The following is a 26,773-nucleotide window of genomic DNA, read 5'->3' as shown; positions in this document are numbered from 1 at the left end:
GCTCAAGGCATGCGCCCGGTGGCCAGGGCGTGGGACCAGTCGGGCCGCCCGTTCGCGAGCGCCAGCGCGGCCATCGAGGTGTGGTCGTAGGGCACCGAAATCAATCTGCAGGTCCAGTCGCCGTCGCGCTTGTCGACGATGGCGTAGCGCGCATTCGGCGAGCCGGTTTCCACGGCGTGCGGATAAGGATGAACATCGTCGTACGCTGGCAAGCCCACGCTGCCCGGGTTGACGATCAGCTGGCCGCCGGCGGCGCGCGCCACGCGCGGCACATGCGTGTGGCCGCACGCGATCAGCTCGGCATCGACTTCGCCCAGCCGCGCATCGATTTCCGCCTGCGTGGCCGCGCGGAAATTCGCAGGCTCGACCGTCTCCAGAAAGTATTCGAGATCGCTGGCCGGCGTGCCGTGGCAGAGCAGGACTTCGGGGCTCAGGCGCAGGCTGTGCCCCAGCGAAGCCATCCATTCGAATTCCTTCGCACCCAGCCGCGCATGCGCGAACGCATCGGATGCGCCGCGCCGCGCCGAAGGCAGGCTGAGCAACTGGCGCTCGTGGTTGCCCGCCAGATGAACCCAGTGCTGCGCCATCAGGAACCGCGCCGTCTCCAGGGGCATCAACGGGCCCGAGAGGCTGTCGCCCAGGTTGACGACGGCATCCGAGCCGCGGCGGGCGATGTCTTCCACCACGGCTTCGAGTGCGGGGAGGTTTCCGTGAATGTCCGAGACGATGGCGATGCGCATTCTTTGGCCTTTCAGTCCGACCCCGCCCGCCACACCCGCGCCAGCGCAGCCATCTTGCCGCGAAAGCCCAGCCGGTCGTTCGACAGCGCATCGATGAAGTCGGAGAGCCGCTGCGACTTCACCATCGTGTAGATCGTGAGCCAGGTCGTGAAGGCGAATACCACGCCGAACCAGATCGCCTTGCGCCACAGCGGTGCGTCGGCCTCGGCCAGCAGGTTCATGCCCAGAAATCCGGTGGTGACGGTGCCGATCAGGCCGAACAGCGTGACCACCGTGAGCCGCACCACGGTGCTGGCCTGGCGGCGCAGGCTGTCGGCGTCGAGGTAGGTGTTCATGTCGGCGATGCGCGACTTGACCTCGTCGTAGAGCGGATCGAGCCCCAGGTGCTTCGCGCACATGTGCGAGAGGGCGCGCACCTGCGCCTGCTCGGAAATTTCGTGGAACCAGTAGCGGTGGGTGAAGCGCAGAAAACGCTCGAAGCTCGAGCGGATCGCGCGCTTGAACTGCTTCACGCTCGGCGTGCTGCGGATGTCCAGCTTCTTGAGCGCCTCGACCAGCTGGTCCGAGAACATCAGCAGCGACGCCTTCTGGAAATGCGCAATGAGGAACAGCAGGAAGTGCTGGTGCCTGAACTGCGCGAGCACGCCACGGTCGCGGCAGCAGAAGAATTCGGAGCGCGCATCGCCCACCACGATCAGCGCGTGGCCGTTGCACAGGTAGCGCGTGTTGGGCGCGGCACCCGCATCGACCCAGAAACGGTCGTAGCAGTACTTGTGCTCGAAGTCGGCCAGGTGATGGTCCGCGTAGGGCAGGTGCGCATCGGGCGTGCCGGCGCCGGTGACCAGCGCGAGCCGCACGAAGTCGTCGCGGGTGAGGCGGCGCGGATCGTCCATCGAGAGGTACGCCATCACCGGCATGCGGTAGTACTCGATCTGCCGGTAGCGCAGCGCGCCGGGGGCTTCCGAATGGTCGCTCACCAGCGGCTGCATCAGGTAGCCCCAGTGCGAGGAAATGCGCGGCGCGCGGTGCTGCGCCACGTGCGAGAGAAAGCTCTCGCGCTGTTGCGCGTCGGAGCTCGCGAGCACGCGGCCGTCGGCGCCCAGCCATTCGACGCTGGCCATGCAGTGCAGGGCCGATCCGTCGGGCTCCCAGCCGGCGGGGTAGGCGCGGCCGAAGCGGTAGAGGATGTCCTGCGCTTGCGCCAGGCTGAGGTGATTGACACCGACTTCGAGGTTGAGCATCACCACGTCGATGTCGAAGAAGAAGTAGAGGTCGCAATGGATCACGTCCAGCGTGACCGGCACATCCCCGGGCCGGGCCACCACGCGCACCGCCGCGATGTCGTGGCGGCGGAAGATGCGCATCGGCGAATCGCCTTCGTTGCCCGAAGCCGAGGGCTCGCTCGTGTTGCGCGAGCGGCCTTCGCCATAGAGAAAGCGCTGCACGTAGGGCAGGAAGCTCACGAACTCGTTGTAGTGCCGCTCATGAAAACGGCTGCTGTCGCCGGTGTATTCGTCCACCTCTTCTCGCCAGGGCGAGGCGTCGCCCATCTCGCGCAGCAGGTGCCAGGGCCCGTGATGCGCGGGCGTGGCGCCGGGCGCGGGCACCAGCCGCAGGGGCCAGAGCAGCGCCTGCCTGAAATGCTGCACGGTGGGTGCGCCGGAGGAGGGCGTGTTCGCCTCTGTGGGCAAGGTGGCCGCGGGTGAGTTCAGCATCGCGCGAGTGTAGGCAAATGGCAGGTCAAAACGTCCCACTAGGGGAATCCCTGACATCGCCTGAAACCGGTTTCATATAAGCTGCAAGCCTTGTTTTCGAGGCATGCGCACGGCCCTGTCGTGCACGCCGCACCATGAACTACCAGTTTCAATTCGACGCCGTCTTCGCGGCCTGGCCGCTGCTGCTCAAGGGCACATGGATCACGATCCAGCTGTCGCTCATCGCGACGGTGCTAGGCCTTGTGGTTGCGATTTTCTGCGCCTGGGGCAAGACCTCGGGGCCGGGGTGGCTGCGTTTCATCATCAATGCCTACATCGAGGTGATCCGCAACACGCCGTTCCTCGTGCAGCTGTTCTTTTTCTTCTTCGCGTTGCCGGCCATCGGCCTGCGCTGGTCGCCGCAGACGGCCGCGCTGGTGGCGATGGTGGTGAACCTGGGCGCGTATGCAACCGAGATCATCCGAGCGGGCATCGAGTCGATTCCCAAAGGGCAGATCGAGGCGGGCAGGGCGCTCAACCTCAAGCCCTGGGAAATCTTTCGCTTCGTCATCATCAAGCCCGCGCTCAAGGCCATCTACCCGGCGCTCACGAGCCAGTTCATTCTGCTGATGCTGAGCTCGGCGGTGGTGTCGGTCATCTCGGCCGACGACCTGACCTCGGTGGCCGCCAACCTGCAGTCGCAGACCTTCCGCAGCTTCGAGATCTACATCGTGGTGGCCGCCATCTACCTGGCGCTGGCGCTGGCCTTCTCGGCGATGTTCAAGCTGATCTACAAGCGCACGCTCAACTATCCGGACCGCCGGTAACGCAACCGCACGGAAGAAAACATCATGCGTACCTTCGGCTTTTCCGAATTCCTTTTCATCCTCGAAGCGGCCCAGTGGACGCTGGCGCTCTCGGCCATCGCCTTCGTCGGCGGCGCGATCCTGGGCTTGGCCATCGCGTTGATGCGCACCTCCGAATCGGTGTGGGCGCGCGGCGTGTCGACCACCTTCATCCAGATCTTCCAGGGCACGCCGCTGCTGCTGCAGCTCTTCCTGATCTTCTTCGGCGCGCCGGTGCTGGGCCTGGACATCAACCCGTGGATCGCCGCGGGCGCGGCGCTCATCCTCAACAGCGCGGCCTTTCTCGGCGAGATCTGGCGCGGCTGCATCGAGGCCGTGCCGCGCGGCCAGTGGGAAGCGGCCGAGGCGCTGAGCCTCAAGTACACCGCACGCATGCGCGACGTGGTGCTGCCGCAGGCCTTCAAGATCGCGCTGGCGCCCACGGTGGGCTACCTGGTGCAGATCATCAAGGGCACCTCGCTGGCGGCCATCATCGGCTTCACCGAAATCACCCGCGCGGGGCAGATCATCAACAACGCCACCTTCCAGCCGCTCATCGTGTTCTCGGTGGTGGCGGCCATCTACTTCGTGATCTGCTGGCCGTTGTCGCTGCTCGCGGCACGCATGGAGCGCAAGCGCGCTCTGGCACTTGCACGCTGACCCATTTCTTTTTCTCGTCGCTTCCTTTCTTTATTCAGGAGACAAAACCCATGACCCGCACTTCTACCCGCCGCGCCGCACTGGCCGCCCTTGGCCTGGGCGCCGCCCTCACCGTGTTCGCGCCTTTCGCCTCGGCACAAAGCGTGGCCGACATCAAGAAGAAGGGCGAGATCACCATCGGCATGCTGGTCGACTTTCCGCCCTACGGCACCACCGACGCCAAGAACCAGCCCGACGGCTACGACGCCGACGTGGCCAAGCTGCTGGCCAAGGACTGGGGCGTCAAGGCCAACATCGTGCCGGTGACCGGCCCGAACCGCATTCCCTTCCTTCTGACCAACAAGGTCGATGTGCTGGTCGCCTCGCTGGCCATCACGCCGGAGCGCGCGAAGCAGGTGCAGTTCTCGCAGCCCTACGCGGCCGCGACCATCGTGCTGTACGGCGCGACCAAGTCGCCCATCAAGGCAGCCACCGATCTGAAGGGCCTGCGCGTGGGCGTGGCGCGTGCGTCCACGCAAGACGTGGCCGTGACCAAGGCCGCACCCGAAGGCACCGAGATCCGCCGCTTCGACGACGACGCCTCGGCCATGCAGGCGCTGATCTCTGGCCAGGTCGATGCGATCGGCTGCTCGGTCACCGTGGCCGCGCAGATCGCCAAGCGCGTGCCCGCCGGCACCTACGAAAACAAGTTCACGCTGGTGCAGCAGTCGATGGGCATCGCGATGCGCCCGGGCCAGGAAGAGCTGACCAAGGCGGTGAACGACTTCGTTGCGAAGAACACCGCCAACGGCGAGCTCAACAAGCTCTATCAAAAGTGGCTGCAGGCCGACCTGCCGAAAATGCAATAAGCCAAAGCGCTTGAAGGAAACCCTGGCATGACGACGGAATCGATCATCCGCATGGAAGCGGTCAACAAGTGGTACGGTGAATTCCAGGTGTTGACCGGCATCGACCTGTCGGTGCGCCAGGGCGAGCGCATCGTGATCTGCGGGCCTTCGGGCTCGGGCAAGTCGACGCTCATCCGCTGCATCAACCGGCTGGAGACGGTGCAGAAGGGCCGCATCGTGGTCGATGGCATCGACCTCACCGCCGGCGGCAAGAACGTGGATGCAGTGCGCGCCGAAGTCGGCATGGTGTTCCAGCAGTTCAACCTGTTTCCGCACCTCACCATCCTGGAGAACTGCACGCTCGCGCCGATGCGCTCGCGCGGCATGACCAAAGCGCAGGCGGAAGAGGTGGCCATGAAGTACCTCACCCGCGTGCGCATTCCCGAGCAGGCCAGCAAGTACCCGAGCCAGCTCTCGGGCGGTCAGCAGCAGCGCGTGGCGATCGCTCGCGCGCTGTGCATGTCGCCGAAGATCATGCTGTTCGACGAGCCCACTTCCGCACTCGACCCCGAGATGGTCAAGGAAGTGCTCGACACCATGATTGGCCTGGCCGAAGACGGCATGACCATGCTGTGCGTGACGCACGAGATGGGTTTTGCCCGCAGCGTGGCCGACCGCGTGATCTTCATGGCCGAAGGCAAGATCGTCGAGCAGGCGCCGCCCGAAGAATTCTTCGGCAATCCGAAGGACGAGCGCACGCGCCAGTTCCTCGGTCAGATCCTCAGCTCCCACCAGGCCCACTGATGTCCTTCGAGGTTCTGATTTCTCTGTCGTCCTTCGGCGCGGCCGAGGTGGGGCGGCACGGCCAACTCTGGTGCGCGCAGCTTGCGCGCGTCGCCGGAGCCGATTCGGTCGAAGTGCGCGGCGAGATGCTGCGCGATGCGGATGCCGAACTGCCCGCGTTGAACGGCCTCGCCGCCGTGTACTCCAGCCCCGAAGGGCTGTGGGCCGAGGGCGGCTGGCTCGACAGCGCGGCGCTCAAGCGCGGCATTGCCGCGGCCACCAAGGTCGGTGCGAAGCGGCTCAAGATGTCCATCGGCGACTTCCAGGCGTCGTCGCACGGCTCGCTCTGGGGGCTGAAGGTGGAGCTGTCGCAGACACGCGTCGAACTGCTCATCGAGAACGACCAGACCGTGCGCGCCGGCACGCTGCCCGCATTGCAGACTTTCTTCGAGGTGGCCGACCGCGCGGGCGTGCCGCTCGGCATGACCTTCGACATGGGCAACTGGCACTGGGTGGGCGAATGCCCGCTGCAGGCTGCGCAAGCGCTCAGCCACCGCGTGCGCTATGTGCATTGCAAGGGCGCGCAGCGCCTGCCGCACAAGTGGGTGGCGGTGCCTCTGGGCGATTCCGTGGCGCCATGGCGTGCGGTGTTGCGCGCATTGCCCGCCGACGTGCCCCACGCCATCGAATACCCTCTGGCGGGCGACGACCTGCCGGCCGTTGTCCGCACGCAAATCGAATTCATCCGCGCCGCGCGCGCATAGAACCGCACATGACAGAACCCACTGCCTTCGACGTCGCACTCTTCGGCGAAGCGATGCTGCTGCTCGTGGCCGACCGGCCGGGGCCGCTGGAGAACGCCGAGGCGTTTCACAAGCGCACCGCCGGCGCAGAGACCAACGTGGCCATCGGCCTTTCGCGCCTGGGCCTGAAGGTCGGCTGGGCCAGCCGCCTGGGCACCGACTCGATGGGGCGCGCGCTGCTCGCGACGATGAAGCGCGAGGGCATCGACTGCTCGCATGTCATCTGCGACGCGACGCAGCGCACAGGCTTCCAGTTCAAGGGCCGCGTCACAGACGGCAGCGACCCACCGGTCGAATACCACCGAAAGGGCTCGGCCGCGAGCCAGATGGGCCCGGCCGATGTCGACGAAGCGTGGCTGCGCTCGGCGCGCCACCTGCATGCCACCGGTGTGTTCGCCGCCATTTCCGAGACCAGCCTGCAGGCTGCGCTCAAGACCATGGACGTGATGCGCGCGGCCGGCCGCACCATCTCGTTCGACACCAACCTGCGACCGACGCTGTGGTCTTCGACCGAGACCATGCGCCACTGGATCAACGAGCTGGCCTCGCGCGCCGACTGGGTGCTGCCCGGCATCGAAGAAGGCCTGCTGCTCACCGGCCACAGCGAGCCCGAAGCCGTGGCGCGCTTCTACCGGGAGCGCGGTGCGAAGCTGGTGGTCGTCAAGCTCGGCGCCGAGGGCGCCTACTACGACAGCGACGTGGCCGGCACCGGCCGCGTCGATGGGTTCCCGGTGAAGGAAGTGATCGACACCGTGGGCGCGGGCGACGGCTTCGCGGCCGGCGTGGTGAGCGCGCTGCTCGAAGGCAGGAGCGTGCCCGAGGCGGTGCGCCGCGGCGCGTGGATCGGCGCACGCGCCGTACAGGTGCTGGGCGATACCGAAGGGTTGCCGACACGCGCCGAACTTGAAGAAGCGGGGATTTGAAGACCATGACGAAAAAGAACGTGCTCGTGTTCCGGCCCTTGCCTGAAGACCAGTTGGCGCGCCTGCAGGCCGTGCATTCCGTGACTGTTGCCGATCCGCGCACGGAACCCGATGCCTTTGCTGCGGCACTCGCCACGGCGAACGGCCTGATCGGATCGAGCCACACGGTCGATGCCGCGCTGCTCGATGCGGCGCCGCAGCTCGAGGTGATTTCGAGCGTGTCGGTCGGCGTGGACAACTATCCGCTGGGCGAGCTGCACAAGCGCGGCATCGTGCTGTGCCACACGCCCGACGTGCTCACCGAGACGGTCGCCGACACGGTGTTCGCGATCCTCATGGCGACGCAGCGGCGCGTGGTCGAGCTGTCGAATCTCGTGCGCGAAGGCAACTGGACGAAGAACATCGGCGACGAGCTCTTCGGCACCGATGTGCATGGCAAGACGCTGGGCATCCTCGGCTTCGGCCGCATCGGGCAGGCCGTGGCGCGGCGCGCGGCGCTGGGTTTCGGCATGCCGGTGCTGTACCACTCGCGCCGCGCGGTGGACCTGGCCTCGCAAGCGCCTGAGCTGCAGGGCCGCGCCACGCACACACCACTCGACGACCTGCTGGCGCGCGCCGACATCGTGCTCGCAATGCTGCCGCTGACCGATGCCACGCGCGGGATGATCGATGCCGAGTTCTTTGCGCGCATGAAGCCGGGCGCTTCTTTCATCAACGTCGGACGCGGTGCCACCGTGAACGAAGAAGCGCTGCTGCACGCGCTGGACCACGGCAGCTTGCGCGCCGCCGGCCTGGACGTGTTCGCGAAGGAGCCGCTGCCCGCCGATTCGCCACTGCGCACGCACCCGCGCGTCACGCCGCTGCCGCACATCGGCTCGGCCACGCACGAGACGCGGCATGCGATGGCGGAACTGGCGACGACCAATCTGCTGCAAGTGCTGGCCGGCGAGAAGCCGACCGCGCCTTACGACACCACCGCCGCATGACTGCGATCCCGCTCTTCTCCCTCCCCCTCTGGGGGAGGGCCGGGGTGGGGGCAAGCGGCGCATCCATCGAGCGCTCTGCCTGCCCCCATCCCAGCCTTCCCCCAGCGGGGGAAGGAGCAAAGCCATGAAACCCACAGGCCGCGCCACCATCGCCGACGTCGCCGAGGCGGCGGGCGTCTCCAAAGCCACCGTCTCGCGCTTCCTCAACCATCGCGAGCGGCTGTTGAGCCCCGACATCGCCGCGCGCGTCGAAGTCGCCATCGCCAAGCTGGCCTACACGCCCAGCCCGATGGCGCAGGCGTTGAGCCACGGCCGTTCGCGACTCATCGGGCTGATCGTGGCCGACATCACCAACCCCTATTCGGTCGCCGTGCTGCGGGGCGCTGAAAAAGCCTGCCAGGACGCCGGCTACCTCGTGATGCTGTTCAACCTGGGCAACGAAAGCGAACGCGAGCGCGAGGCCATCGATGCGCTCGCGGGCTACCAGGTCGACGGCTTCATCCTCAACACCCTGGGGCGCGGCAGCAACGTGGTCGATGCGGTCACGCTGCATGGCAAGCCCGCGGTGCTGGTCGACCGCCGGCACACGGGCATGCACACCGACTTCGTCTCGCTCGACAACCACGCAGCGATGCAGGCGACTTGCGAGCATCTGCTCGAAGGCGGCTACCGCGAGCTGCTCTACGTCACCGAGCCGCAGAAGGGCGTGAGCTCGCGGCGCGAGCGCACGTCGGCCTTCGGCGCTTGCGTGGCCGCGCATGCGCCTCGCGTGGCGGGCGAGGTGTTCGAGTCGGTCGAAGGCGATAACGATGCGCTCGATGCGGCCCTTGCCGCTCTGCGCAAGCGCGCCAGGCGCGGCCGTCGCGCTGCGGTGGTCGCGGGCAATGCCGTGGTCACGCTGCGCGTGGCGCAGGCGATGGCGCGGATGGGCTTGCAGTTCGGTGGCGACCTGGGCTTCGTCGGCTTCGACGATCCCGAATGGGCCTCGCTGATCGGCCCCGGCCTGAGCACGGTGGCGCAGCCCACCGACGCCATCGGCCGCACGGCCGCTACTTGCCTGATCGAGCGGCTGCGGGGGCTTGACGCTGCACCGCGCCAGCTCCTGCTCCCCGGTGAGTTGATGGTGCGGGGCTCGTCGCAGGCGTTCTAGGCACGCTTCGTTCTCTGCGGATCGCTCACCAGCCGTGAAAACGGCCCCACGTCTGCAGCACCCCGTCTTCGCCGAGCGCCTGGTATTCGGGGAACTGCGCACCCGTCGCGCACGCATGGTTCGGCAGGATGCGCAGGCGCGTGCCGATCGGAAAGCGCGTCGCGATGTCGGTGTCAGGCGCACCTTCGCGCGACAGGATGCCGTGCTCCTGGTTCGCGCCGCTGAGCACATAGCCGTCGAGCACCGCGCCATCGAGGCTGCAGATCTGGCCGTAGCCACAGTCGCGCTTCTGCTTCTGCGTGCCACGGTCGCGGCTCATGGCCATCCAGCCTGCATCGACGATGGCCCAGCCCTTCTCGACCTGGTGGCCGATCACGGTGGTGAGCACGCTCAGCGCGACCTCGCCCGCGTCGCACACGCCGACATTGCGCATCACGAGGTCGAAGAACACGTAGACGCCCGCACGCACTTCGGTCACCCCGTCGAGGCGCTTGGCCATCAGCGCCGTGGGTGTGGAACCCACGCTGACGATGGGGCAGGGCAGACCGGCATCGCGCAGCCTTTGCGCGGCACGCACGCAGCCGGCCCGCTCCTGTTCGGACATGGCCTTGAGCGCCTCGGGCGTGTCGAGGTCGTAGCTGGAGCCGGCGTGCGTCATCACGCCGGCGAGGCGCATGCCTCCGTCGTGCAGCACATGCGCCACTTCGAGCAGCACATCGTCGTCCGGGCGGATGCCGGAGCGGTGGCCGTCGGTGTCGACTTCGATCAGCACGTCGAAGGCTTCGCCGTTCGCACGGCCGAACTCCGCAATGGCGCGCGCCGAGGCCACGCCGTCCGTGATGATCGAAAGCGCGCATCCGCGGCGGCGCAACTCGAGCGCATGCGGCAGCCGGTGCGCCGCCATGCCCACCGCATAGAGGATGTCGGTGAAGCCCGCGGCGAAGAACTGCTCGGCCTCCTTCAGCGTGGAGACGGTGATGCCCTGCGCACCCGCATCGCGCTGCGCACGCGCCACCTCGATGCACTTGCTGGTCTTCACATGCGGGCGAAAGCGCACGCCGAGGTCGTTCATGCGCGCCTGCATCCGCGCGATGTTGTGCTGCATGCGCGGCCGCTCGACGATGGCGGCGGGGGTGTCGATGGTGGCAAGGGCGAGGGCGTTCATGGGGACGTTCCGTTCAGGGCATCGAAGCGAAGGATTGGAGCCAGGGCAGCGCGGGTGCGAGCGTCGGGGCCTGCTGCTCGGGCGGCGGCGCACCCTTCGGCAGGGCGAGCCCCACGCGGTTGTGCCAGAAGGTGCGCAGGCCGACGGCCGAGGTGCCGAACATGTCGTAGCCCGAGCCGGCGACGAAGGCGGCTTCATCTGCCTGCACGCCCAGCCGGGCCAGCGCCATGCGGTACGGGCGCGGGTCGGGCTTGTAGAAGCCGGCTTCTTCCGAAGTGACCACCACGTCCCACTCGATGCCCAGCAGCGCCGCCGCGCGATGGCCGAGCCGCTGCGAGCAGTTGGTGACCACCGCGAGCTTGCAATGCGGCTTGAGGGCCTGCAGCAGTTCGCGTGCGCCGTCCCATGCGGGCAGCTGGTCCCAGTGCGCTTCGAGCGCGTCCGGTGCGGTGTCGGCCATGCCGGTGTTGCGGGCGGCGTCCTTCACCAGTTGCTCGTAGGGCACATAGGCGCCGCAGCCGTAGGTGAGGCGCAGGTATTCGGCGCGCCACGCGCGGCCTTTTTCCTCGGAGCCGGCGGCGGCGCTCCACACGGTCCAGGAGTCGAGCAGGGCGGTGAGCAGGTCGAAAAGCACGGCGCGGGGGTAGGCGCCGGATGGGGCGATGGGGGCTTGCATGGAAACCGACTGTACGTTTCAAAGTCATCGTTGTGCTTCAATACCAACTCATCAATCGTTAAGCACTGCTGAATGATCCAGATCGAAGACATGCAACTGGCTGCAGCCCTGCTGCGCGAGCCTTCGCTCAGCGCCGCGGCGCGTTCGCTCGATGTGACGCCGCCCGCGTTGTCGATGCGGCTGCGCAAGCTCGAAGCCACGCTCGGCCTCTCGCTCGCCACCCGCACCGCGCGGCGGCTGAGCCTCACGGCCGAGGGCGAGCGCTTCGCGCGCGAGGCTGCGGCGCTGCTGGCGCAGATCGAGGGGCTGCGCGAATCGATGCAGCGCGACGACCGTCGCCTCACCGGCACGCTGCGCATTGCCGCGCCTTTCGGCTATGGCCGGCAGTACGTGGCGCCGATGCTCGCGCGATTCGCCCGGCTGCATCCGGGACTGCACCTCCAGTTCGACCTGCGCGAGACGCCGTGGCCCGACCGGCACGATGCCGACGCGATCATCCACATCGGCACGGTGCGCGACTCGTCATGGGTGGCGCGCACGCTGAGCGCCAACGAGCGCTGGCTGTGCGCGAGCCCGGCCTACCTGCGGGTGCACGGCACGCCGCGTGTTCCGCGCGACGCGATGGCGCATGCCTGCATCGTCATCCGCGAGAACGACGAAGACGTGACGCTGTGGCATGTGCGACGTGCCGCCAAGCCCGGCACATCGCCGTCATCGGCGGTGAAGGCGGGCGCGCGCGAAACGCTGCGCATCGCGCCGGCCTTCGTGACCAACGACGGCAGCGTGGCCCGGCAATGGGCCGAGCAGGGCATGGGCCTGGTGCTGCGCTCGGAGTGGGACGCCGCGGACGCCATCGCGCGAGGCTCGCTGGTGCGGGTGCTGGCGGACTGGCAATTCGACAGTGCGCCGGTGACGCTGCTGGTGCCCGTGCGCAAGGGGCGCACGGCGCGGGTGCAGGCGTTGATCGGGTTTCTGGAAGAGAGCTTCGGCGCGTCGCCAGACGCATCAGGCCTTTAGCCTTTGATGGGTGCGGTAGTGCTCAGCGCACCCGATCTCCATCTCGCACCGATTCGACGGCGCCGTTGTAGAACCGCACGATGCCGAGGAAGTTGCCCTGGCCGCGGTGATAGGTCCAGTCTTCCATCGGAATGCATTGCTGGCTGATGATCTGCCGCGTGCCGCCGCCGCGCGCGCCCGGCGTGACGATCACTTCGACCTGGGGCCGTGGCACGCAGACGATGTCCTTGAGGACCGGCTCGCCACATTTGTTGAGCACGGAGAACTTCGATTCGCCCACGCCTGCCAGAAAGCCGCCGCAGCTGAGCGACTGCGCCGCCGCGCCGCCCGGGTGCATGGCGGCGAGCAGGAGCGCGGTCGAGGCGAAGCTGCGCAGGGCGATGGTCATGGCTTGAAAACGCTTCAAGAAAACGCCCCGGCCGGCGGGGCGTTTTTTTGTGCTGGATCAGCCGACTTCGGCGATCAGTTCGATCTCGACGCAGGCGCCCATCGGCACTTGCGCCACGCCGAAGGCGCTGCGTGCGTGCGCGCCCTTTTCGGGGCCGAAGACCTCGGCGAAGAATTCGCTCGCGCCGTTGGTCACCAGATGCTGTTCGGTGAAGGTGCCCACCGAGTTCACCAGGCTCATCACCTTGACGATGCGCGTCACCTTGTTCAGGTCGCCCACGGCGGCGTGCAGCGTGCCCAGCAGGTCGATGGCGATGGCGCGTGCGGCCTCTTTGCCTTCTTCAGTGCTGATGTTGGCGCCGAGCTGGCCGGCCCAGACCTTGCCATCCTTCTTGGCGATGTGGCCCGAGAGGAACACGAGGTTGCCGGTGCGCACGAAAGGCACGTAGGCGGCGGCGGGGGCAGAGACCGGGGGCAGGGTGATGCCGAGGCTGGAAAGTTTGTCGTAAACGCTCATGGAGACTCCTTGTCTTGGGATGCCGATTGTGTCTGGCTTTGCGGCGCCAGCTCGACCACTTCCCCCACGGGCTGCACGGTCACGCCGACGTCCAGCGTGTGCCTGGCGCCGCCATGCAGTACGCCGCGCATCGGCGACACGTCGGAGTAGTCGCGGCCGATGGCCAGCGTGACGTAGTCCTCGCCCGGCTGGCGGCCGTTGGTGGGGTCGAAGTCGGCCCAGCCGCCGGCGCCTGGCGGACCGTCGCCGTCGCTTTCGCCGGGCAGGTACACCGACACCCACGCATGCGAGGCGTCGGCACCCACCAGCCGGGGCTGGCCCGGCGGCGGCTGTGTGAGCAGGTAGCCGCTCACGTAGCGCGCGGGCAGGCCCAGGGTGCGGAAGCACGCGATCATGATGTGCGCGAAGTCCTGGCACACGCCCTTGCGCTGGGCCAGCGCCTCGACGGCGGGGGTGTTGATCTCGGTGCTGTCGGCGTCGTAGTCGAAGTCGCGGTACATGCGCTCGGTGAGGTCCATGGCCACGTCGAAGGTGGGGCGGCCCGGCACGAAGCTCGCACGCGCATAGGCGGCGAAGTCGTCGTGGCGCGGCACGTAGGGCGACGGAAACACGAACTCCGAGGCCGCATCGAAGGTGGCGTCCTTGCGAAAGCGGAAGCGCTCGCGCACCGACTCCCACGGCAGATCGCGCGCAACATCCGGCGAGAGCACCGGCACCGAGGTCTCGACGACGCTCTCGGCGGTCACCACCAGCCGGTCGTGCGTGGCTTCGAGGGCAAAAAACGCGCGCGTGTTGCCGTAGAGATCGGGCAGTTCGCTGCGCTGCGCGGGCGGCGGGTCGATCGCGAGCGTGTGGCTCACGAGCCGCTGCGAACCGGTGGCCAGCGGCTTCAGGTGGGCCAGGTGCTGCGCGGTTTCGACCGGCGGCGAATACTCGTAGCGGGTTTCGTGGGTGACGTGGAGCAGCATGGCGGGCCGTTGTGCTGCTGCGTTACTTCGGCCCGGCGCCGAAGTGCGAGGCGTAGATCTTCGCGTAGGTGCCGTCGGCCTTGATGTCGGCCAGGCCCTTGTCGATCTTTGCCAGCAGTTCGGTGTTGCCCTTCTTGACCGCAATGCCGTACTGCTCGGCGGAAAAGCCCGCATCGCTCACCGTCTTGAAGCCGCCGCCGGCGTTGTTGGCGAGGTAGTGCTCCACCACGCCGTTGTCCGCCACCACGGCTTCGACGCCGCCGGCCTCCAGCTCCTTGAGCGCGAGCGGGGTGGACTCGAAGCGCTTGATGGCGGTGCTCGACTTGCCCAGCAGCTTGCCCACCACTTCGTCGCCGGTGGTGCCGTTCTGTACGCCGATCGTCAGCGGCTTGATGTCTTCGAACTTCGCGACCTTCGAGTCGTTCTTGACCGCGATCAGCTGCCTGGCTTCGAAGTAGGGCTGCGAGAAGTCCATGGTCTGGCGGCGCTCTTCGGTGATGGTGATGGCCGACACCAGCAGGTCGCGGTCGCCCTGGGCCAGCGCGTTGAAGATGCCTTCCCACGGCGTGTTGACGAACTTCACCTCGAAGCCTGCCTTTTGCGCCACGGCCTTGACCACGTCGATGTCGAAGCCCACGACCTCGCCCTTTTCGTTCTGCGACTCAAAGGGCTTGTAGGCCGCGTCGGTGCCCACGACCAGCACGCGCGCAGCGGCAGGTGGCGGCGGTGCCGAGCCGGCGGCGGGTGCGGCGGATTCCTGCTTGCCGCAGCCGGCCAGAGCAAGCCCGACCAGGAGGCAGGCTGTGGTGAGGGTAAGACGGCGATTGATCAGCATGTTCTGCCTCCTTGAATTCATTCTGGAATGCCGCAGAACCGGCTTTGCCGGGCTGCAGGCATTGCCCCCGGCGAGGGGGAGTGCGAAGCGACACGAAGTGCGCGAAGCATGGGGGAGAGCCAAAGTCACGCGCCGACGGAGCGCAGCGATTCGGATGTGAGCGTGAAGTAGCGCGTGCCGATGGCGTCCGACACATGGTAGGCCGCCGTCTCGCAGTTGGCGAGCAGCTCGATCAGCGCGGGATAGTTGGCGTCCGGCCCGGCGGCGCACAGGTGCTCCAGCGTCCAGCTGGCCGGGTCGGGCAGCTCGTAAGACAGCGCGGTGAGCTTGCCGGGCGCGCTGCCGGCCAGGCGCGCGATGCGCCCACGCAGCGTCTGCGTGACCCAGGCGAGCGAGCGCGGGTTCTCGGCATCGAGCACCAGCAGGTCGACCATCGTCGCGACATCGCGGCGCTGCTGGTAGCGCGCATGAAAGGTGATGGTGCTGTCGAACAGCGCCACCATCGCCTCGAAGCCGCTGACCTCGTGCACCGCGCCGTTGTCGAAGCCCGCGCCCAGCGCGTTCGACAGGAAGCCCAGGCGCTCGATGTGCCGGCCGATGGACAGCAGGCGCCAGGCGTCGTCGCGCGTCATGCGGTCGGTCTGCGCGCCGGTCATCGCGGCCAGCGCGGTGCTGGCCGATTCGAGTGCGCGCAAGGCGGCGCTGGCGGCAAAGCTGCCTTCGCCCGCCTGCTCGGCGGCACGGCGCAGGAAGTCGGCCTCGGCCCGCACGATCTGGTTCCAGTTGTCCTGCGAGAGCCGCTCGCGCACGGCGGCGGCGGCCTGGCGGATGCAGCGCATGCTGTAGCCGACGCTGCCGCCCTTGTCGACATCGCCCAGTTCGGCCACCAGCGCGCGTTCGAACACGCGGCGCGACTTGGGCGCGCTGGGCGCCTCGGCCGGTACCAGCGCATTGCGCACGGCCATGCGGTGCAGCCATTCGAGCAGCGCGAGCGACGACTGGTCTTCGCCGCCCAGCAGGTTGAGCGTGAGGCGCGCCAGGCGCACCGCGTTCTCGGCGCGCTCGGTATAGCGGCCGAGCCAGAACATGTTTTCCGCGGCGCGGCTGGTGACCGGCGCGCGGTGGCGCGCGAGCGAGGCCGGCGTGGCATGCGGCTGCAGCAGCGTGGTGCGATCGACCTCGCCGTGCGTCTGCACCCATACGTCGGCACTGCTGCCGCCGCGCTGCATCGAGGCGATCTGCGCATTGGCACCGGCGAGCCGTGCGAGACCGCCGGGCAGCACCCGCCACGACTGCGCGCCGTCGCTCACCGCGAACACGCGCAGGAGCACCGCGCGCGGCGCGATGTGGCCGGGGCCAAGGTCGCTCGCCCACGTGGGCATCTGCGACAGCGGCAGGTAGCTTTGCACGGTGTGGGCGTCGCCCTCGCGCACGATGCGGCCGGCCCATTCGTCGAGCTCGCGCCGGCCGAGCTGGCTGCCCAGCACCGCGTCGAAACTGGTCTGGCCGTCGGAGCCGGGGTAGGTGGGCTTGATAGCGCAGTCGCCCAACTGCGGCAGCACCGCTTCGAGCGCGGCCCGCTCGCCGCACCACCAGGTGGGCAACGCCGGCAGCTTGAGCTTCTCGCCGATCAGCCGGCGCGCTAGTCCCGGCAAAAAGCCCAGCAGCGCGGGTGATTCGAGAAACGCCGAACCCGGCATGTTCGCCACCAGCACGTTGCCGGCGCGAATGGCCTGCAGCAGTCCTGGCACGCCCAGCGTGGAATCGGGGCGCAGCTCCAGCGGATCGAGAAACTGGTCGTCCAGCCGCTTGATGAGGCCGTGCACCGGGCGCAGGCCCTGCAGCGTCTTCAGGTAGAGCCGCTGGTCGCGCACGGTGAGGTCGCTGCCCTCGACCAGCGTCACGCCCAGGTAACGCGCGAGGTAGGCGTGCTCGAAGTAGGTTTCGTTGTACGGACCCGGCGTGAGCAGCGCGATATGGGGCGGAACGCCAGCCGGGCACATGCCTTGCAGACCCTCCATCATGGCGCTGTAGGTGGCGGCCAGGCGCTGCACATGCAGTGCCTCGAAGGCCTGAGGAAATTGCCGCGTCACGGCCAGCCGGTTCTCCAGCAGGTAGCCCAGGCCCGAGGGCGCCTGGGTGCGCTGCGACACCACCCACCAGTTGCCGTCGGGGCCGCGCGCGAGGTCGAAGGCCGCGATGTGCAGCCAGGTGTCGCCGGGCGGCTTCACGCCGTGCATGGCGCGCAGGTAGCCCGGATGGCCGCGCACCAGTGCCGGCGGCAGCAGGCCTTCGCTCAGCAGTTGCTGCGGGCCGTAGACGTCGGCCATCACGCGGTCGAGCACGCGCACGCGCTGCAGCACGCCGGCCTCGATCTGGCTCCAGCTCTCGGGCGAGACGATCAGCGGAAACAGGTCCAGCGACCAGGGGCGCTGCGGGCCGTCGGCGTCGGCATAGACGTTGTAGGTGACGCCGTTGTCGCGGATCTGGCGGTCGAGGCTGACGGCGCGGCGTGGCAGGTCGTTGAAGCCCCCGGGGCCGAGCTGGTCGAAGAAGGCGTTCCAGGCAGGGGTGAGCGGCGGTGTGTCGCCGGGCGAGATCTGCGGCTGGGATTGCGACTGCGACTGCGTCTGGGAAGACTGGGATTGAGATTGCGACTGAGAGAGCGCAGCCGGCGGCCGCTCCGCCATCGCGTCATACAGCAGCGGGGCCGGCGCAGAGGCCGGCACCGCAGCGCCGGCGCCGGGCTTTGCAAGGGCCGAGGGCGCCGCCGCGGTCGCCTGGCCGCGCAACTCGTCGAAGTGGCCGGGCAGTGCAGCCGGTGCGAGCGCCGACGCCAGGGCCGCTGGAAATTCCAGTGCCTGGGCGTCGAACAGGGATTCGTTCAATGGTTCCACAGGAGGGGGATTGTCACACCCCCGTCACGGCGCAGCCGTTGGGGCGGTGTGCTTGAACATCCCCTTATCGGCGCAGGTCCAGCGTGAACGGGAATTCGCGGCTGCCCGGAATCTCGATGGTGGCCGGCGGCGTGCGCAGCAGGCCGGGCGTGTGGCCCATGCGCGTGAAGCGCGAATGGCGGCGGCTTTCGGCTTCGTAGGCGTTGACCGGGAAGCTGTCGTAGTTGCGTCCGCCCGGGTGGGCCACGAAGTACTGGCAGCCGCCCAGCGAACGCTTCATCCAGGTGTCGACCAGGTCGAAAGTCAGCGGTGCGTGGGCCGGAATGCTCGGGTGCAGCGCCGAAGGCGGGTTCCAGGCCTTGTAGCGAACGCCGGCCACGAACTCGCCGGTCACGCCGGTGGGTTGCAGCGGCAGCACCTTGCCGTTGACGGTGACGACGTGGCGGCTTTCGTTGAGGCCGGTGACGCGCACCTCGATGCGTTCCAGCGACGAATCGACATAGCGCACCGTGCCGCCGGCCGAACCTTCTTCGCCCATCACATGCCAGGGCTCCAGCGCATTGCGCAGCGAGAGCTCCACGCCCATGGCCTGCATCTGTCCCACCAGCGGGAAGCGGAACTCGAAGTGCGGCGCGAACCAGTCGGGATCGAAGGCAAAGCCGGCCTGGCGCATCTCGCTGATGACGTCGTCGAAGTCCATCTTCACGAAGGTCGGCAGCAGGAAGCGGTCGTGCAGCTCGGTGCCCCAGCGGGTGACGGGCGCCTTGTAGGGCTCGTCCCAGAAGCGGGCGACCAGCGCGCGGATCAGCAATTGCTGCGCGATGCTCATGCGCGCATGGGGCGGCATTTCGAAGGCGCGCAGCTCCAGCAGGCCCAGGCGGCCGGTGCTCGAATCGGGCGAATAGAGCTTGTCTATGCAGAACTCGCTGCGGTGCGTGTTGCCCGACACGTCGATCAGGATGTTGCGCAGCGTGCGGTCCACCAGCCATGCGGGCATGTTGGCGCCGTAGATCTCGCGGTTCTTCGCGATTTCCTTCAGCGCGATTTCGAGCTCGTAGACCTGGTCGTTGCGCGCTTCGTCCACGCGCGGCGCCTGGCTGGTCGGGCCGATGAACATGCCAGAGAACAGGTAGCTCAGCGACGGATGGTTGTGCCAGTACAGCAGGAGGCTCGCGAGCAGCTCGGGCCGGCGCAGGAAGGGGCTGTCGGCCGGCGTGGCGCCGCCCATCACGAAGTGGTTGCCGCCGCCGGTGCCGGTGTGGCGGCCGTCGGTCATGAACTTCTCGGCCGACAGGCGGGTTTCGAAGGCTGCGTTGTAGAGGAACTCGGTGTGCGCGACCAGTTCCTTCCAGTTGTGGGCCGGGTGGATGTTGACTTCGATCACGCCCGGGTCGGGCGTGACGGCCAGCATCTTCAGGCGCGGGTCGCGCGGGGGCGGGTAGCCCTCCATCACGATCTTCACGCCCAGCTGCCTGGCGGTGGCTTCGATGGCTGCGACCAGATCGAGGTAGTCCTCCAGACGCGCAAGCGGCGGCATGAAGACATACAGCACGCCCGAGGCGCTGCCTTTCTTCTCGGCCGAGGGGCCGTTGGCACGGCGAGGATCGCGCACCTCGACGCACAGCGCGGTGCGCGTGACCCAGTGGGCCGACTCGCCGCGCAGCGGCTGGCGGGTGGCGCTGGTGTCGACGGCCTCGGGGGCGGGGGTTGAAGATGCCGATGCCGGTCCCTGCGCTGCGGCGGCTGCAACAGCTGCCGCGCTTGCGGGGTCCTGCATGCGCAGCGCCGCGGGCACCACCGGCGGTGCGCCGAAGGTGTAGGGCACGCCGCCCAGGCCTTCGGCGGGCGCGGACGAGGCCGCGTCGTAGCGCGCGCGGTAGTCGGTGGCGCTCGGCAGCACGCCGCGTGGGGCGGTGGGGTCGCGCTCGATCAGGTAGGGATAGTCGCCCTTGCTGGCCCATGGCTGCGAATCGAGCGGCAGGCGGTAGCCCATCGGCGAATCGCCCGGAATCAGGAAAAGCCGGTCGTCGCGCAGGAACCAGGGGCCGGTCTTCCAGCCGGGGCCCTCGAGCGCGGGCGCATCGCCGTCGGCGTTGCCCGGTTCGATGGGCAGCATGTAGCCGATCACCGCGTCGAGCTTTTGCGTGAACACGCGGCGCAGGCGCACGCGTTCAAGTTCGTCGTCCAGCTTCGATTCGAAGGGATCGACATTCACCGGCAGCCGGCGTTCGCGCCAGAGGTAGTAGTAGACGTCTTCGTAGCCGGCCTGCATGTAGCGCTCGGTCAGGCCCAGCTTGTGCGCCAGCACGGTGGTGAAGCGGCGTGCGTCTTCGCTCGTGTAGTGCGTGGGCACGCGCTCGTCGGCGAAGAGTTCGGGGTCTTGCCACAGCGGTTGGCCGTCGGCGCGCCAGAAGATCGAGAGCGCCCAGCGCGGCAGCTGCTCGCCCGGGTACCACTTGCCCTGGCCGAAATGCAGGAAGCCGCCGTTGCCGTATTCGGCGCGCAGCTTGTGAACCAGTTCGGTGGCGTAGCCGCGCTTCGTGGGGCCGAGCGCGTCGGTGTTCCACTCGGGCGCGTCGCGGTCGCTGGTGGCCACGTAGGTGGGCTCGCCGCCCATCGTGAGACGCACGTCGCCGGCCTTCAGGCGCGCGTCGACGGCATCGCCCAGCGACAGAACTTCGGCCCACTGCTCTTCGGTGTAGGGCTTGGTGACGCGCGGCGATTCGTAGATGCGCGTGACCTTCATCTCATGGCCGAACTCGACCTCGGCTTCGTCCATCACGCCTTCGATGGGCGCGGCGCTCGAGGGCGTGGGCGTGCAGGCGAGCGGAATGTGGCCTTCGCCGGCCATCAGGCCCGAAGTGGCGTCCAGGCCGATCCAGCCGGCGCCCGGCAGGAACACTTCGCACCAGGCGTGCAGGTCGGTGAAGTCGACCGTGGTGCCGCTCGGGCCGTCGAGCGATTTCACGTCGGGCGTGAGCTGGATCAGGTAGCCCGAGACGAAGCGCGCGGCCAGGCCCATGTGGCGCAGCAGCTGCGCCAGCAGCCAGCCCGAGTCGCGGCACGAGCCGCTGCCGTTGGTGAGCGTTTCTTCCGGCGTCTGCACGCCGGGCTCCATGCGGATGAGGTAGTTGACGTCCTTCTGCACCTGCTGGTTGAGGCCGACCAGGAAGTCGATGGTGCGCTGCTCCTTGCGGTCGACCTTGTCCAGATAGGCCTCCACCAGCGGCGTGACCGGCTCGGCCACGAGGTAGGGCGCCAGCTCCTCGGCCTGCGAGGCGGTGTACTTGAAGGGGAAGTTCTCGGCCTGCGGCTCGAGGAAGAAATCGAAGGGGTTGTAGACCGCCATCTCGACCACGAGGTCGACCGTGACCTTGAATTCGCGCGTCTTCTCGGGGAACACCAGCCGCGCCTGGTAGTTGGCGAAGGGGTCCTGCATCCAGTTGACGAAGTGCTCGGCCGGCTCGACCCGCAGCGAATAGGAGATGACGTTGCTGCGGCAATGCGGCGCGGGCCGGAGGCGAACAACCTGCGGGCCCAACTGCACCAGGCGGTCGTATTTGTAGTGGGTGACGTGGTGGAGTGCGGCGTGAATGGACATGCGTTTTTGTGTGCAGTACTGCGAGATTGCATCGAAAAGATGTCTCTTGTGAGACGCATACTAGCCGAGATAGCAAGCAATTAACGCGCCATCGAGCGCGGGTTCGGGGAGGGGTTGCATCATGTGTTGCGAGGTTGCGAAATGACGCCGTCGCGGGTGTCGGGCACGGCCGCGGCCGGGTCGTGGGCGTTTGCGGCGTTGAGCGGGTCGCTGCTGGGCGCGGCCCTGCAATTGCAGCAGCCGGTGCTGTGGCCGGCCGGTGTGTACGCCGGCTTGCTGTTCGCAGGGGCTGCGGGGCTGTGGTGGCGGCGGTACTTTGGGCGGCTGCTTCTGGCCGCGGCGTTGGCATGCGGCGCCATGGGCGGAACGGGGCTCGCGGGCTGGCGCGCGGTGGTCTATGCGGGCGGTGCGCTCGATCCGGCGCTCGAAGGGCGCGACCTGCGGGTGACCGGCATGGTGGCGCAGATGCCGCAGCGCAGCCAGACCGGGACGCGGTTTCATCTGGACGTGGAGTCGGCGCAATGGGCCGGCGCGCAAGACGGCGCGGGCCAGGGCGCGCCGCCGACGGTGCCGCCCCGTATCGCGCTGGCCTGGTATGGCGAGAACACAGGGCTGTGGGGCCGGGCCGTCGAGGGGCGCACCTCGCCTGCCGCCGCCGTCGGCGAACTGCATGCCGGCGAGCGATGGCGCTTTACGGTGCGGCTCAGGGCGCCGCACGGCACCCGCAATCCGCATGGCTTCGACAACGAGCTGTGGCTTTGGGAGCAGGGCGTGCATGCCAACGGCTATGTGCGCACCGGCACGCGCGACGCACCGCCCGCGCACGTCGCCACCACCTGGCGGCACCCGATCGAGCGTGCGCGCGAAGCGGTGCGCGATGCGGCGTTCGAACGCGTGGCCGATCGCCGGCAGGCGGGTGTGATCGCCGCGCTGGTCACCGGCGACCAGGGCGCCATCGACCGCGCCGACTGGGATGTGTTCCGCGCCACCGGCGTCGCGCACCTGATGTCGATCTCGGGGCTGCACATCACCATGTTCGCGTGGCTCGCCACGCACGTGGTCGGCGCGCTGTGGCGGCGCAGCCGGCGGCTGATGCTGCGGCTGCCGGCGCAGCAGGCGGCGCTGGTGGGCGGCGTGCTGCTCGCCACGCTCTACGCGCTCTTCAGCGGCTGGGGCGTGCCGTCGCAGCGCACGGTGTGGATGCTTGCCACCGTCGCGCTGCTGCGACTGGCCGGGCGGCGTTGGCCGTGGCCGCATGTCTGGCTGCTCGCTGCGTCCGTGGTGGTGGCGATCGACCCGTGGGCGCTGATGCAGGCCGGCTTCTGGCTGAGCTTTGTCGCGGTCGGCGTGCTCTTTGCCACCGATGCGTCCGCGCCGGGCGGCAAGAAGCCGGGCGCCGCCGGCCGGCTGATGCTGTTCTTTCGCGAGCAATGGGTGATCACGCTGGCGCTCGCGCCGCTCAGCCTGCTGCTGTTCCATCAGGTGTCGCTGGTCGGCCTGCTGGCCAACGCGGTCGCGATTCCATGGGTCACCCTGGTGATCACGCCGCTGGCGATGCTCGGGGCGCTGGCGGCGCCGCTGTGGAACCTTGCCGCCTGGGCCGTGCAGGCGCTCGCCGTGCTGCTGCAATGGTGCGCGGGGCTGCCGTTCGCCACGTTGTCGATGGCCGCGCCGCCGGGGTGGATGGCCGCCTGCGGCGTGGCGGGCGGCGTGCTGTTTGCAATGCGGCTGCCATGGTCGGTGCGGGTGCTCGGTGTGCCGCTCTTGCTGCCGGTGCTGCTGTGGCAGATGCCCAGGCCCGCCGCCGGCGAGTTCGAACTGCTCGCCGCCGACATCGGGCAGGGCAACGCCGTGCTGGTGCGCACCGCCACGCACAGCCTGCTCTACGACGCGGGCCCGCGCTACAGCCTGGAGAGCGACGCCGGCCACCGCGTGCTGGTGCCGCTGTTGCGCGCGCTGGGCGAGCGGCTGGACCTGCTGGTGCTGAGCCACCGCGACATCGACCACACCGGCGGCGCGCCCGCGGTGCTGGCGATGCAGCCGCAGGCCGCGTTGCTCAGTTCCATCGAAGCCACCCATCCCTTGCAGGCGCTCCGTCCAGCGCAGCGTTGCGAAGCCGGCCAGCGCTGGACCTGGGACGGCGTGAGCTTCGAGGTGCTGCACCCGTTCGACACCGACTACAGCAGCTTCACCAAGCCCAACGCGGTCTCGTGCGTGCTGCGCATCGGCAACGGCCGCGCCACGGCGCTCCTGGCCGGCGACATCGAGCGCTTGCAGGAGGCCGCGCTGGTCGCGCGCACGGCAGGCGAGCGCTTGCGGGCCGATGTGCTGCTGGCACCGCACCACGGCAGCAAGACGTCGTCGAGCGCGCGGTTTCTGGACGCGGTGCAGCCGCGCTTCGCGCTGGTCCAGGCCGGCTACCGCAACCGCTTCGGACACCCTGCGACCGACGTGTTGGCGCGCTACGCGGAGCGCGGCGTGCGGGTGGTCGCCAGCACGCATTGCGGTGCCGCGCGCTGGGGCAGTGCGACGCCCGGCAAAGTGATCTGCGAACGGGAACGGCACGGCCGCTACTGGCATCACCGGGTCCCTGAAACCGCGGTGAGCCCGTCTTGAGACGGCTCGCGCGGACTTTGAAGACCCCGATTTGTCGCGATGGGCTCGCCGAAATGTGAACTAATTGTTGAATCTGGCCGTGTTGCGTGCTTCGGCGTCATGCCGCAGCACGCCGGCAGCGTTGTATGGTGCTGCAACAACTCAAAAGGGGACGACATGCGCCACGCAGCAGCAACATCATGCGGGGGCCTGCTTTCAGGCCGGGCGCCGTGACGACCAGCGTCCCCGCCATGACCGGCGCGGCCAGTGCCGCCGGCTCGGCCAGCGCCGCAACCGCCGCCGGCGCCCGGCTCAAGATGCACCGCGAGGGCCCGGTGCTGGTGCTGACCCTGAGCAACCCCGCCGCGCGCAACGCGATCAACCCGTCGGTCTACCGCGCCGCGGCCAAGGCGATGCGCGCCACCTCGGGCTTTCGCACCGTGCGCGCCATCGTGCTGTGCGGCGAGGGCGCGCATTTCAGCGGCGGCGGTGACCTGCGGCGGCTGGCCCGGCAGCGCAAGCTCCCGGCCTCCGAGCAGCAGGGGCACATCGATGCGCTGAACGAATGGATCATGGCGATCCAGGAGGCGCCGCAGCCCGTCATCGCCGCGGTCGAGGGCGCGGCCATGGGCGGTGGGTTCTCGCTGTGCCTGGCCTGCGACCTGATCGTCGCGGCCGAAGACGCGAAGTTCGCCATGTCCTATGTGAACGTCGGGCTCACCCCGGACGGCGGCGGCACCGATTCGCTGGTGCGCGCGCTGCCGCCGCAGGCCGCGCTGGAAATGCTGCTCGACGGCACGCCGTGCACCGCCGGGCGCCTATACGACTGGGGCGTGGTCAACAAGCTGGTGCCGCACGGCAGCGCCTGCGCCGCGGCACTGGCATGGGCGCAGCAACTCGCCCGCGGCCCCTTCGAGGTTCAGGCGCGCATCAAGCAACTGGTGTATTCGGCGCGCGGCCGCAGCCGGCGGGAGCAGCTCGATGCCGAACGCGAGTCGTTCATTGCCAGTCTCTACGGCGATGAAAGCGGAGAGCGCATCAAGGAGTTCCTGTCGCCCCGCAAGAGCCGGGTGCCCGACGACGGCCCCGTGCACTGACGGCAGAAAAGTCTTCCGGCCTGTCTCCGGCGCGCAGATAAGGGGTTTCACTGGCCTCGAACTTGCTAAGCTATGGATGAAGGAGATTGGTCGTTCCCATGCACAAATTCGACGAGATGTATGAGCAGTTGCCCTATTCGGGGGCTGCGATCCGGCAGCATTACAAGCGCTACGACCAATGGCTTGCCAAGCAACCCGGTGAGGTGATGCGATCCCGGCGCGAAGAGGCGGAAATGATCTTCCGCCGCGTCGGCATCACCTTTGCGGTGTATGGCGCCAAGGACGAGGACGGCTCGGGCACCGAGCGGCTCATCCCGTTCGATCTGCTGCCCCGCATCATTCCCGCCCACGAGTGGGACAGCATGGAAAAGGGGCTGGTGCAGCGCGTCACCGCGCTCAACCGCTTCCTCCATGACGTCTACCACGACCAGGACATCATCAAGGCCGGCATCATTCCGGCCGAGCAGATCCTGAACAACGCGCAGTTCCGCCCCGAGATGATGGGCGTGACCGTGCCGCACAACGTCTACTCCAACATCTCGGGCATCGACATCGTGCGCGCCCCCGATGCCGACGGCAACGGCGAGTACTACGTGCTCGAAGACAACCTGCGGGTGCCCAGCGGCGTGAGCTACATGCTGGAAAACCGCAAGATGATGATGCGGCTCTTCCCCGAGCTCTTCAACCAGAACCGCATCGCGCCGGTCGCCCACTACCCCGACCTGCTGCTGGAAACCCTGCGCGCCAGCGCGCCGCCGGCCACGGCCGAGCCCACGGTGGTGGTGCTCACGCCCGGCATGTACAACAGCGCCTACTTCGAGCACGCCTTCCTTGCGCAGCAGATGGGCATCGAGCTGGTCGAGGGACAGGACCTGTTCGTCAAGGACGACTTCGTCTACATGCGCACCACGCGCGGCCCCCGGCGCGTCGACGTCATCTACCGCCGCGTGGACGACGACTTCCTCGACCCCGACGTGTTCCGTCCCACGTCCACGCTCGGCACGGCAGGCCTCATGCGAGCCTACCGAGCGGGCAACGTGGTGATCTGCAATGCCGTGGGCACCGGCGTGGCCGACGACAAGTCGATCTACCCCTACGTGCCCAAGATGATCGAGTTCTATCTCGGCGAGAAGCCGATCCTGAAGAACGTGCCCACCTACATGTGCCGCAACAAGGACGAGCTGCAGTACACGCTCGACAACATGAAGGACCTAGTCGTCAAGGAAGTGCACGGCGCCGGCGGCTACGGCATGCTCATCGGTCCGGCCGCCACGCACGCCGAGATCGAGGACTTCAAGAAGGCCGTGCTCGCCAAGCCCGACGGCTACATCGCGCAGCCCACGCTGAGCCTGTCGACCTCGCCGACCTTCGTGGACGCCGGCATCGCGCCGCGCCACATCGACCTGCGCCCCTTCGTGCTCTCGGGCAGCGAAGTGCAGATGGTGCCCGGCGGCCTCACGCGCGTGGCGCTCAAGGAGGGTTCGCTGGTGGTCAACTCCTCGCAAGGCGGCGGCACCAAGGACACCTGGATTCTCGAAGCCGACCGTGCGCCCCGGCCCAAGCCGGCCGCGCAGTCGCAAAGCCAATCGTCGTCGTCGTAGGAGCCC

At 68.2% G+C, this 26,773-nt stretch carries 22 protein-coding genes; 12 read left to right on the top strand and 10 right to left on the bottom strand.

Annotated features, from left to right (window positions below; translation table 11 throughout):
- Window positions 1-2: 2 nt before the first annotated feature.
- Both ABIC90_RS14225 and ABIC90_RS14220 read right to left on the bottom strand, forming a co-directional pair.
- Window positions 3-740, bottom strand: a complete 738-nt coding sequence (locus ABIC90_RS14225) for a metallophosphoesterase family protein (RefSeq protein ID WP_354354880.1) — start codon at window positions 738-740, stop codon at window positions 3-5.
- Window positions 741-751: 11 nt separating this feature from the next.
- Window positions 752-2,455: a hypothetical protein gene (locus ABIC90_RS14220; RefSeq protein ID WP_354354878.1), complete on the bottom strand. Its 1,704-nt coding sequence runs from the start codon at window positions 2,453-2,455 to the stop codon at window positions 752-754.
- Window positions 2,456-2,589: 134 nt separating this feature from the next.
- Here ABIC90_RS14220 and ABIC90_RS14215 point away from each other — a divergent pair, with 134 nt between their 5' ends.
- From ABIC90_RS14215 to ABIC90_RS14180, 8 genes are all read left to right on the top strand, one after another.
- Window positions 2,590-3,261, top strand: coding sequence for an amino acid ABC transporter permease (locus ABIC90_RS14215; RefSeq protein ID WP_237675106.1), 672 nt, complete (start codon window positions 2,590-2,592; stop codon window positions 3,259-3,261).
- Between the two features lie 24 nt (window positions 3,262-3,285).
- Window positions 3,286-3,939, top strand: a complete 654-nt coding sequence (locus ABIC90_RS14210) for an amino acid ABC transporter permease (RefSeq protein WP_354354875.1) — start codon at window positions 3,286-3,288, stop codon at window positions 3,937-3,939.
- Between the two features lie 50 nt (window positions 3,940-3,989).
- A complete protein-coding gene (locus tag ABIC90_RS14205) occupies window positions 3,990-4,787 on the top strand; it encodes a transporter substrate-binding domain-containing protein (protein ID WP_354354873.1) in 798 nt (265 codons plus the stop codon).
- 27 nt (window positions 4,788-4,814) lie between these two features.
- Window positions 4,815-5,570 carry an amino acid ABC transporter ATP-binding protein gene (locus ABIC90_RS14200; RefSeq protein ID WP_354354871.1) on the top strand — a complete coding sequence of 252 codons (756 nt, stop codon included), beginning with the start codon at window positions 4,815-4,817 and terminating at the stop codon, window positions 5,568-5,570.
- The gene (locus ABIC90_RS14195) at window positions 5,570-6,313 is read left to right on the top strand and encodes a sugar phosphate isomerase/epimerase family protein (protein ID WP_354354869.1); all 744 of its coding nucleotides are present in this window, start codon (window positions 5,570-5,572) and stop codon (window positions 6,311-6,313) included. The genes ABIC90_RS14200 and ABIC90_RS14195 overlap by 1 nt, the downstream gene beginning before the upstream one ends.
- An 8-nt stretch (window positions 6,314-6,321) precedes the next feature.
- Window positions 6,322-7,275 (top strand): sugar kinase, encoded by a 954-nt coding sequence (locus ABIC90_RS14190; protein WP_354354867.1) that lies wholly within the window; start codon window positions 6,322-6,324, stop codon window positions 7,273-7,275.
- Window positions 7,276-7,280: 5 nt separating this feature from the next.
- Window positions 7,281-8,261, top strand: a complete 981-nt coding sequence (locus tag ABIC90_RS14185) for a 2-hydroxyacid dehydrogenase (protein ID WP_354354865.1) — start codon at window positions 7,281-7,283, stop codon at window positions 8,259-8,261.
- 124 nt (window positions 8,262-8,385) lie between these two features.
- On the top strand, window positions 8,386-9,411 hold the full coding sequence (locus tag ABIC90_RS14180; RefSeq protein ID WP_354354863.1) for a LacI family DNA-binding transcriptional regulator: 1,026 nt from the start codon (window positions 8,386-8,388) through the stop codon (window positions 9,409-9,411).
- A gap of 25 nt (window positions 9,412-9,436) precedes the next feature.
- On the opposite strand, the gene ABIC90_RS14175 is transcribed toward ABIC90_RS14180, so the two are convergent.
- Window positions 9,437-10,576, bottom strand: a complete 1,140-nt coding sequence (locus tag ABIC90_RS14175) for a DSD1 family PLP-dependent enzyme (RefSeq protein WP_354354861.1) — start codon at window positions 10,574-10,576, stop codon at window positions 9,437-9,439.
- 13 nt (window positions 10,577-10,589) lie between these two features.
- Entirely contained in the window at window positions 10,590-11,252 is a 663-nt protein-coding gene (locus ABIC90_RS14170) for an HAD family hydrolase (protein WP_354354859.1), read from the bottom strand.
- A 72-nt stretch (window positions 11,253-11,324) separates the two neighbouring features.
- Here ABIC90_RS14170 and ABIC90_RS14165 point away from each other — a divergent pair, with 72 nt between their 5' ends.
- Entirely contained in the window at window positions 11,325-12,269 is a 945-nt protein-coding gene (locus tag ABIC90_RS14165) for a LysR family transcriptional regulator (RefSeq protein ID WP_354354857.1), read from the top strand.
- Window positions 12,270-12,291: 22 nt separating this feature from the next.
- Here ABIC90_RS14165 and ABIC90_RS14160 read toward each other — a convergent pair whose 3' ends face one another.
- The 6 genes from ABIC90_RS14160 to ABIC90_RS14135 form a co-directional block, all read right to left on the bottom strand.
- Complete coding sequence (locus ABIC90_RS14160; protein ID WP_354354855.1) at window positions 12,292-12,657, bottom strand: DUF2845 domain-containing protein; 366 nt, start codon at window positions 12,655-12,657, stop codon at window positions 12,292-12,294.
- Between the two features lie 57 nt (window positions 12,658-12,714).
- Window positions 12,715-13,173: a RidA family protein gene (locus ABIC90_RS14155; protein WP_354354853.1), complete on the bottom strand. Its 459-nt coding sequence runs from the start codon at window positions 13,171-13,173 to the stop codon at window positions 12,715-12,717.
- A complete protein-coding gene (locus ABIC90_RS14150; RefSeq protein WP_354354851.1) occupies window positions 13,170-14,141 on the bottom strand; it encodes a transglutaminase family protein in 972 nt (323 codons plus the stop codon). Before ABIC90_RS14150 ends, ABIC90_RS14155 begins: the two co-directional genes overlap by 4 nt.
- Before the next feature lie 22 nt (window positions 14,142-14,163).
- On the bottom strand, window positions 14,164-14,976 hold the full coding sequence (locus ABIC90_RS14145; RefSeq protein ID WP_354354849.1) for a basic amino acid ABC transporter substrate-binding protein: 813 nt from the start codon (window positions 14,974-14,976) through the stop codon (window positions 14,164-14,166).
- A 125-nt stretch (window positions 14,977-15,101) separates the two neighbouring features.
- On the bottom strand, window positions 15,102-17,873 hold the full coding sequence (locus ABIC90_RS14140) for a circularly permuted type 2 ATP-grasp protein (protein ID WP_354354847.1): 2,772 nt from the start codon (window positions 17,871-17,873) through the stop codon (window positions 15,102-15,104).
- A gap of 64 nt (window positions 17,874-17,937) precedes the next feature.
- Window positions 17,938-21,474 carry a DUF2126 domain-containing protein gene (locus tag ABIC90_RS14135; protein ID WP_354354845.1) on the bottom strand — a complete coding sequence of 1,179 codons (3,537 nt, stop codon included), beginning with the start codon at window positions 21,472-21,474 and terminating at the stop codon, window positions 17,938-17,940.
- Between the two features lie 141 nt (window positions 21,475-21,615).
- On the opposite strand from ABIC90_RS14135, the gene ABIC90_RS14130 reads away from it, so the two are divergent.
- From ABIC90_RS14130 to ABIC90_RS14120, 3 genes are all read left to right on the top strand, one after another.
- The gene (locus ABIC90_RS14130; RefSeq protein WP_354354843.1) at window positions 21,616-24,090 is read left to right on the top strand and encodes a DNA internalization-related competence protein ComEC/Rec2; all 2,475 of its coding nucleotides are present in this window, start codon (window positions 21,616-21,618) and stop codon (window positions 24,088-24,090) included.
- A 209-nt stretch (window positions 24,091-24,299) separates the two neighbouring features.
- Complete coding sequence (locus tag ABIC90_RS14125; RefSeq protein WP_354354841.1) at window positions 24,300-25,166, top strand: oxepin-CoA hydrolase, alternative type; 867 nt, start codon at window positions 24,300-24,302, stop codon at window positions 25,164-25,166.
- Between the two features lie 98 nt (window positions 25,167-25,264).
- Complete coding sequence (locus tag ABIC90_RS14120) at window positions 25,265-26,767, top strand: circularly permuted type 2 ATP-grasp protein (RefSeq protein WP_354354839.1); 1,503 nt, start codon at window positions 25,265-25,267, stop codon at window positions 26,765-26,767.
- The last annotated feature ends 6 nt before the right edge of the window (window positions 26,768-26,773 follow it).

Origin of the sequence: Variovorax boronicumulans (assembly GCF_040544675.1) — a bacterium.
Lineage (GTDB): Bacteria > Pseudomonadota > Gammaproteobacteria > Burkholderiales > Burkholderiaceae_C > Variovorax > Variovorax boronicumulans_D.
This window is presented reverse-complemented; position numbering and strand designations above follow the sequence as displayed.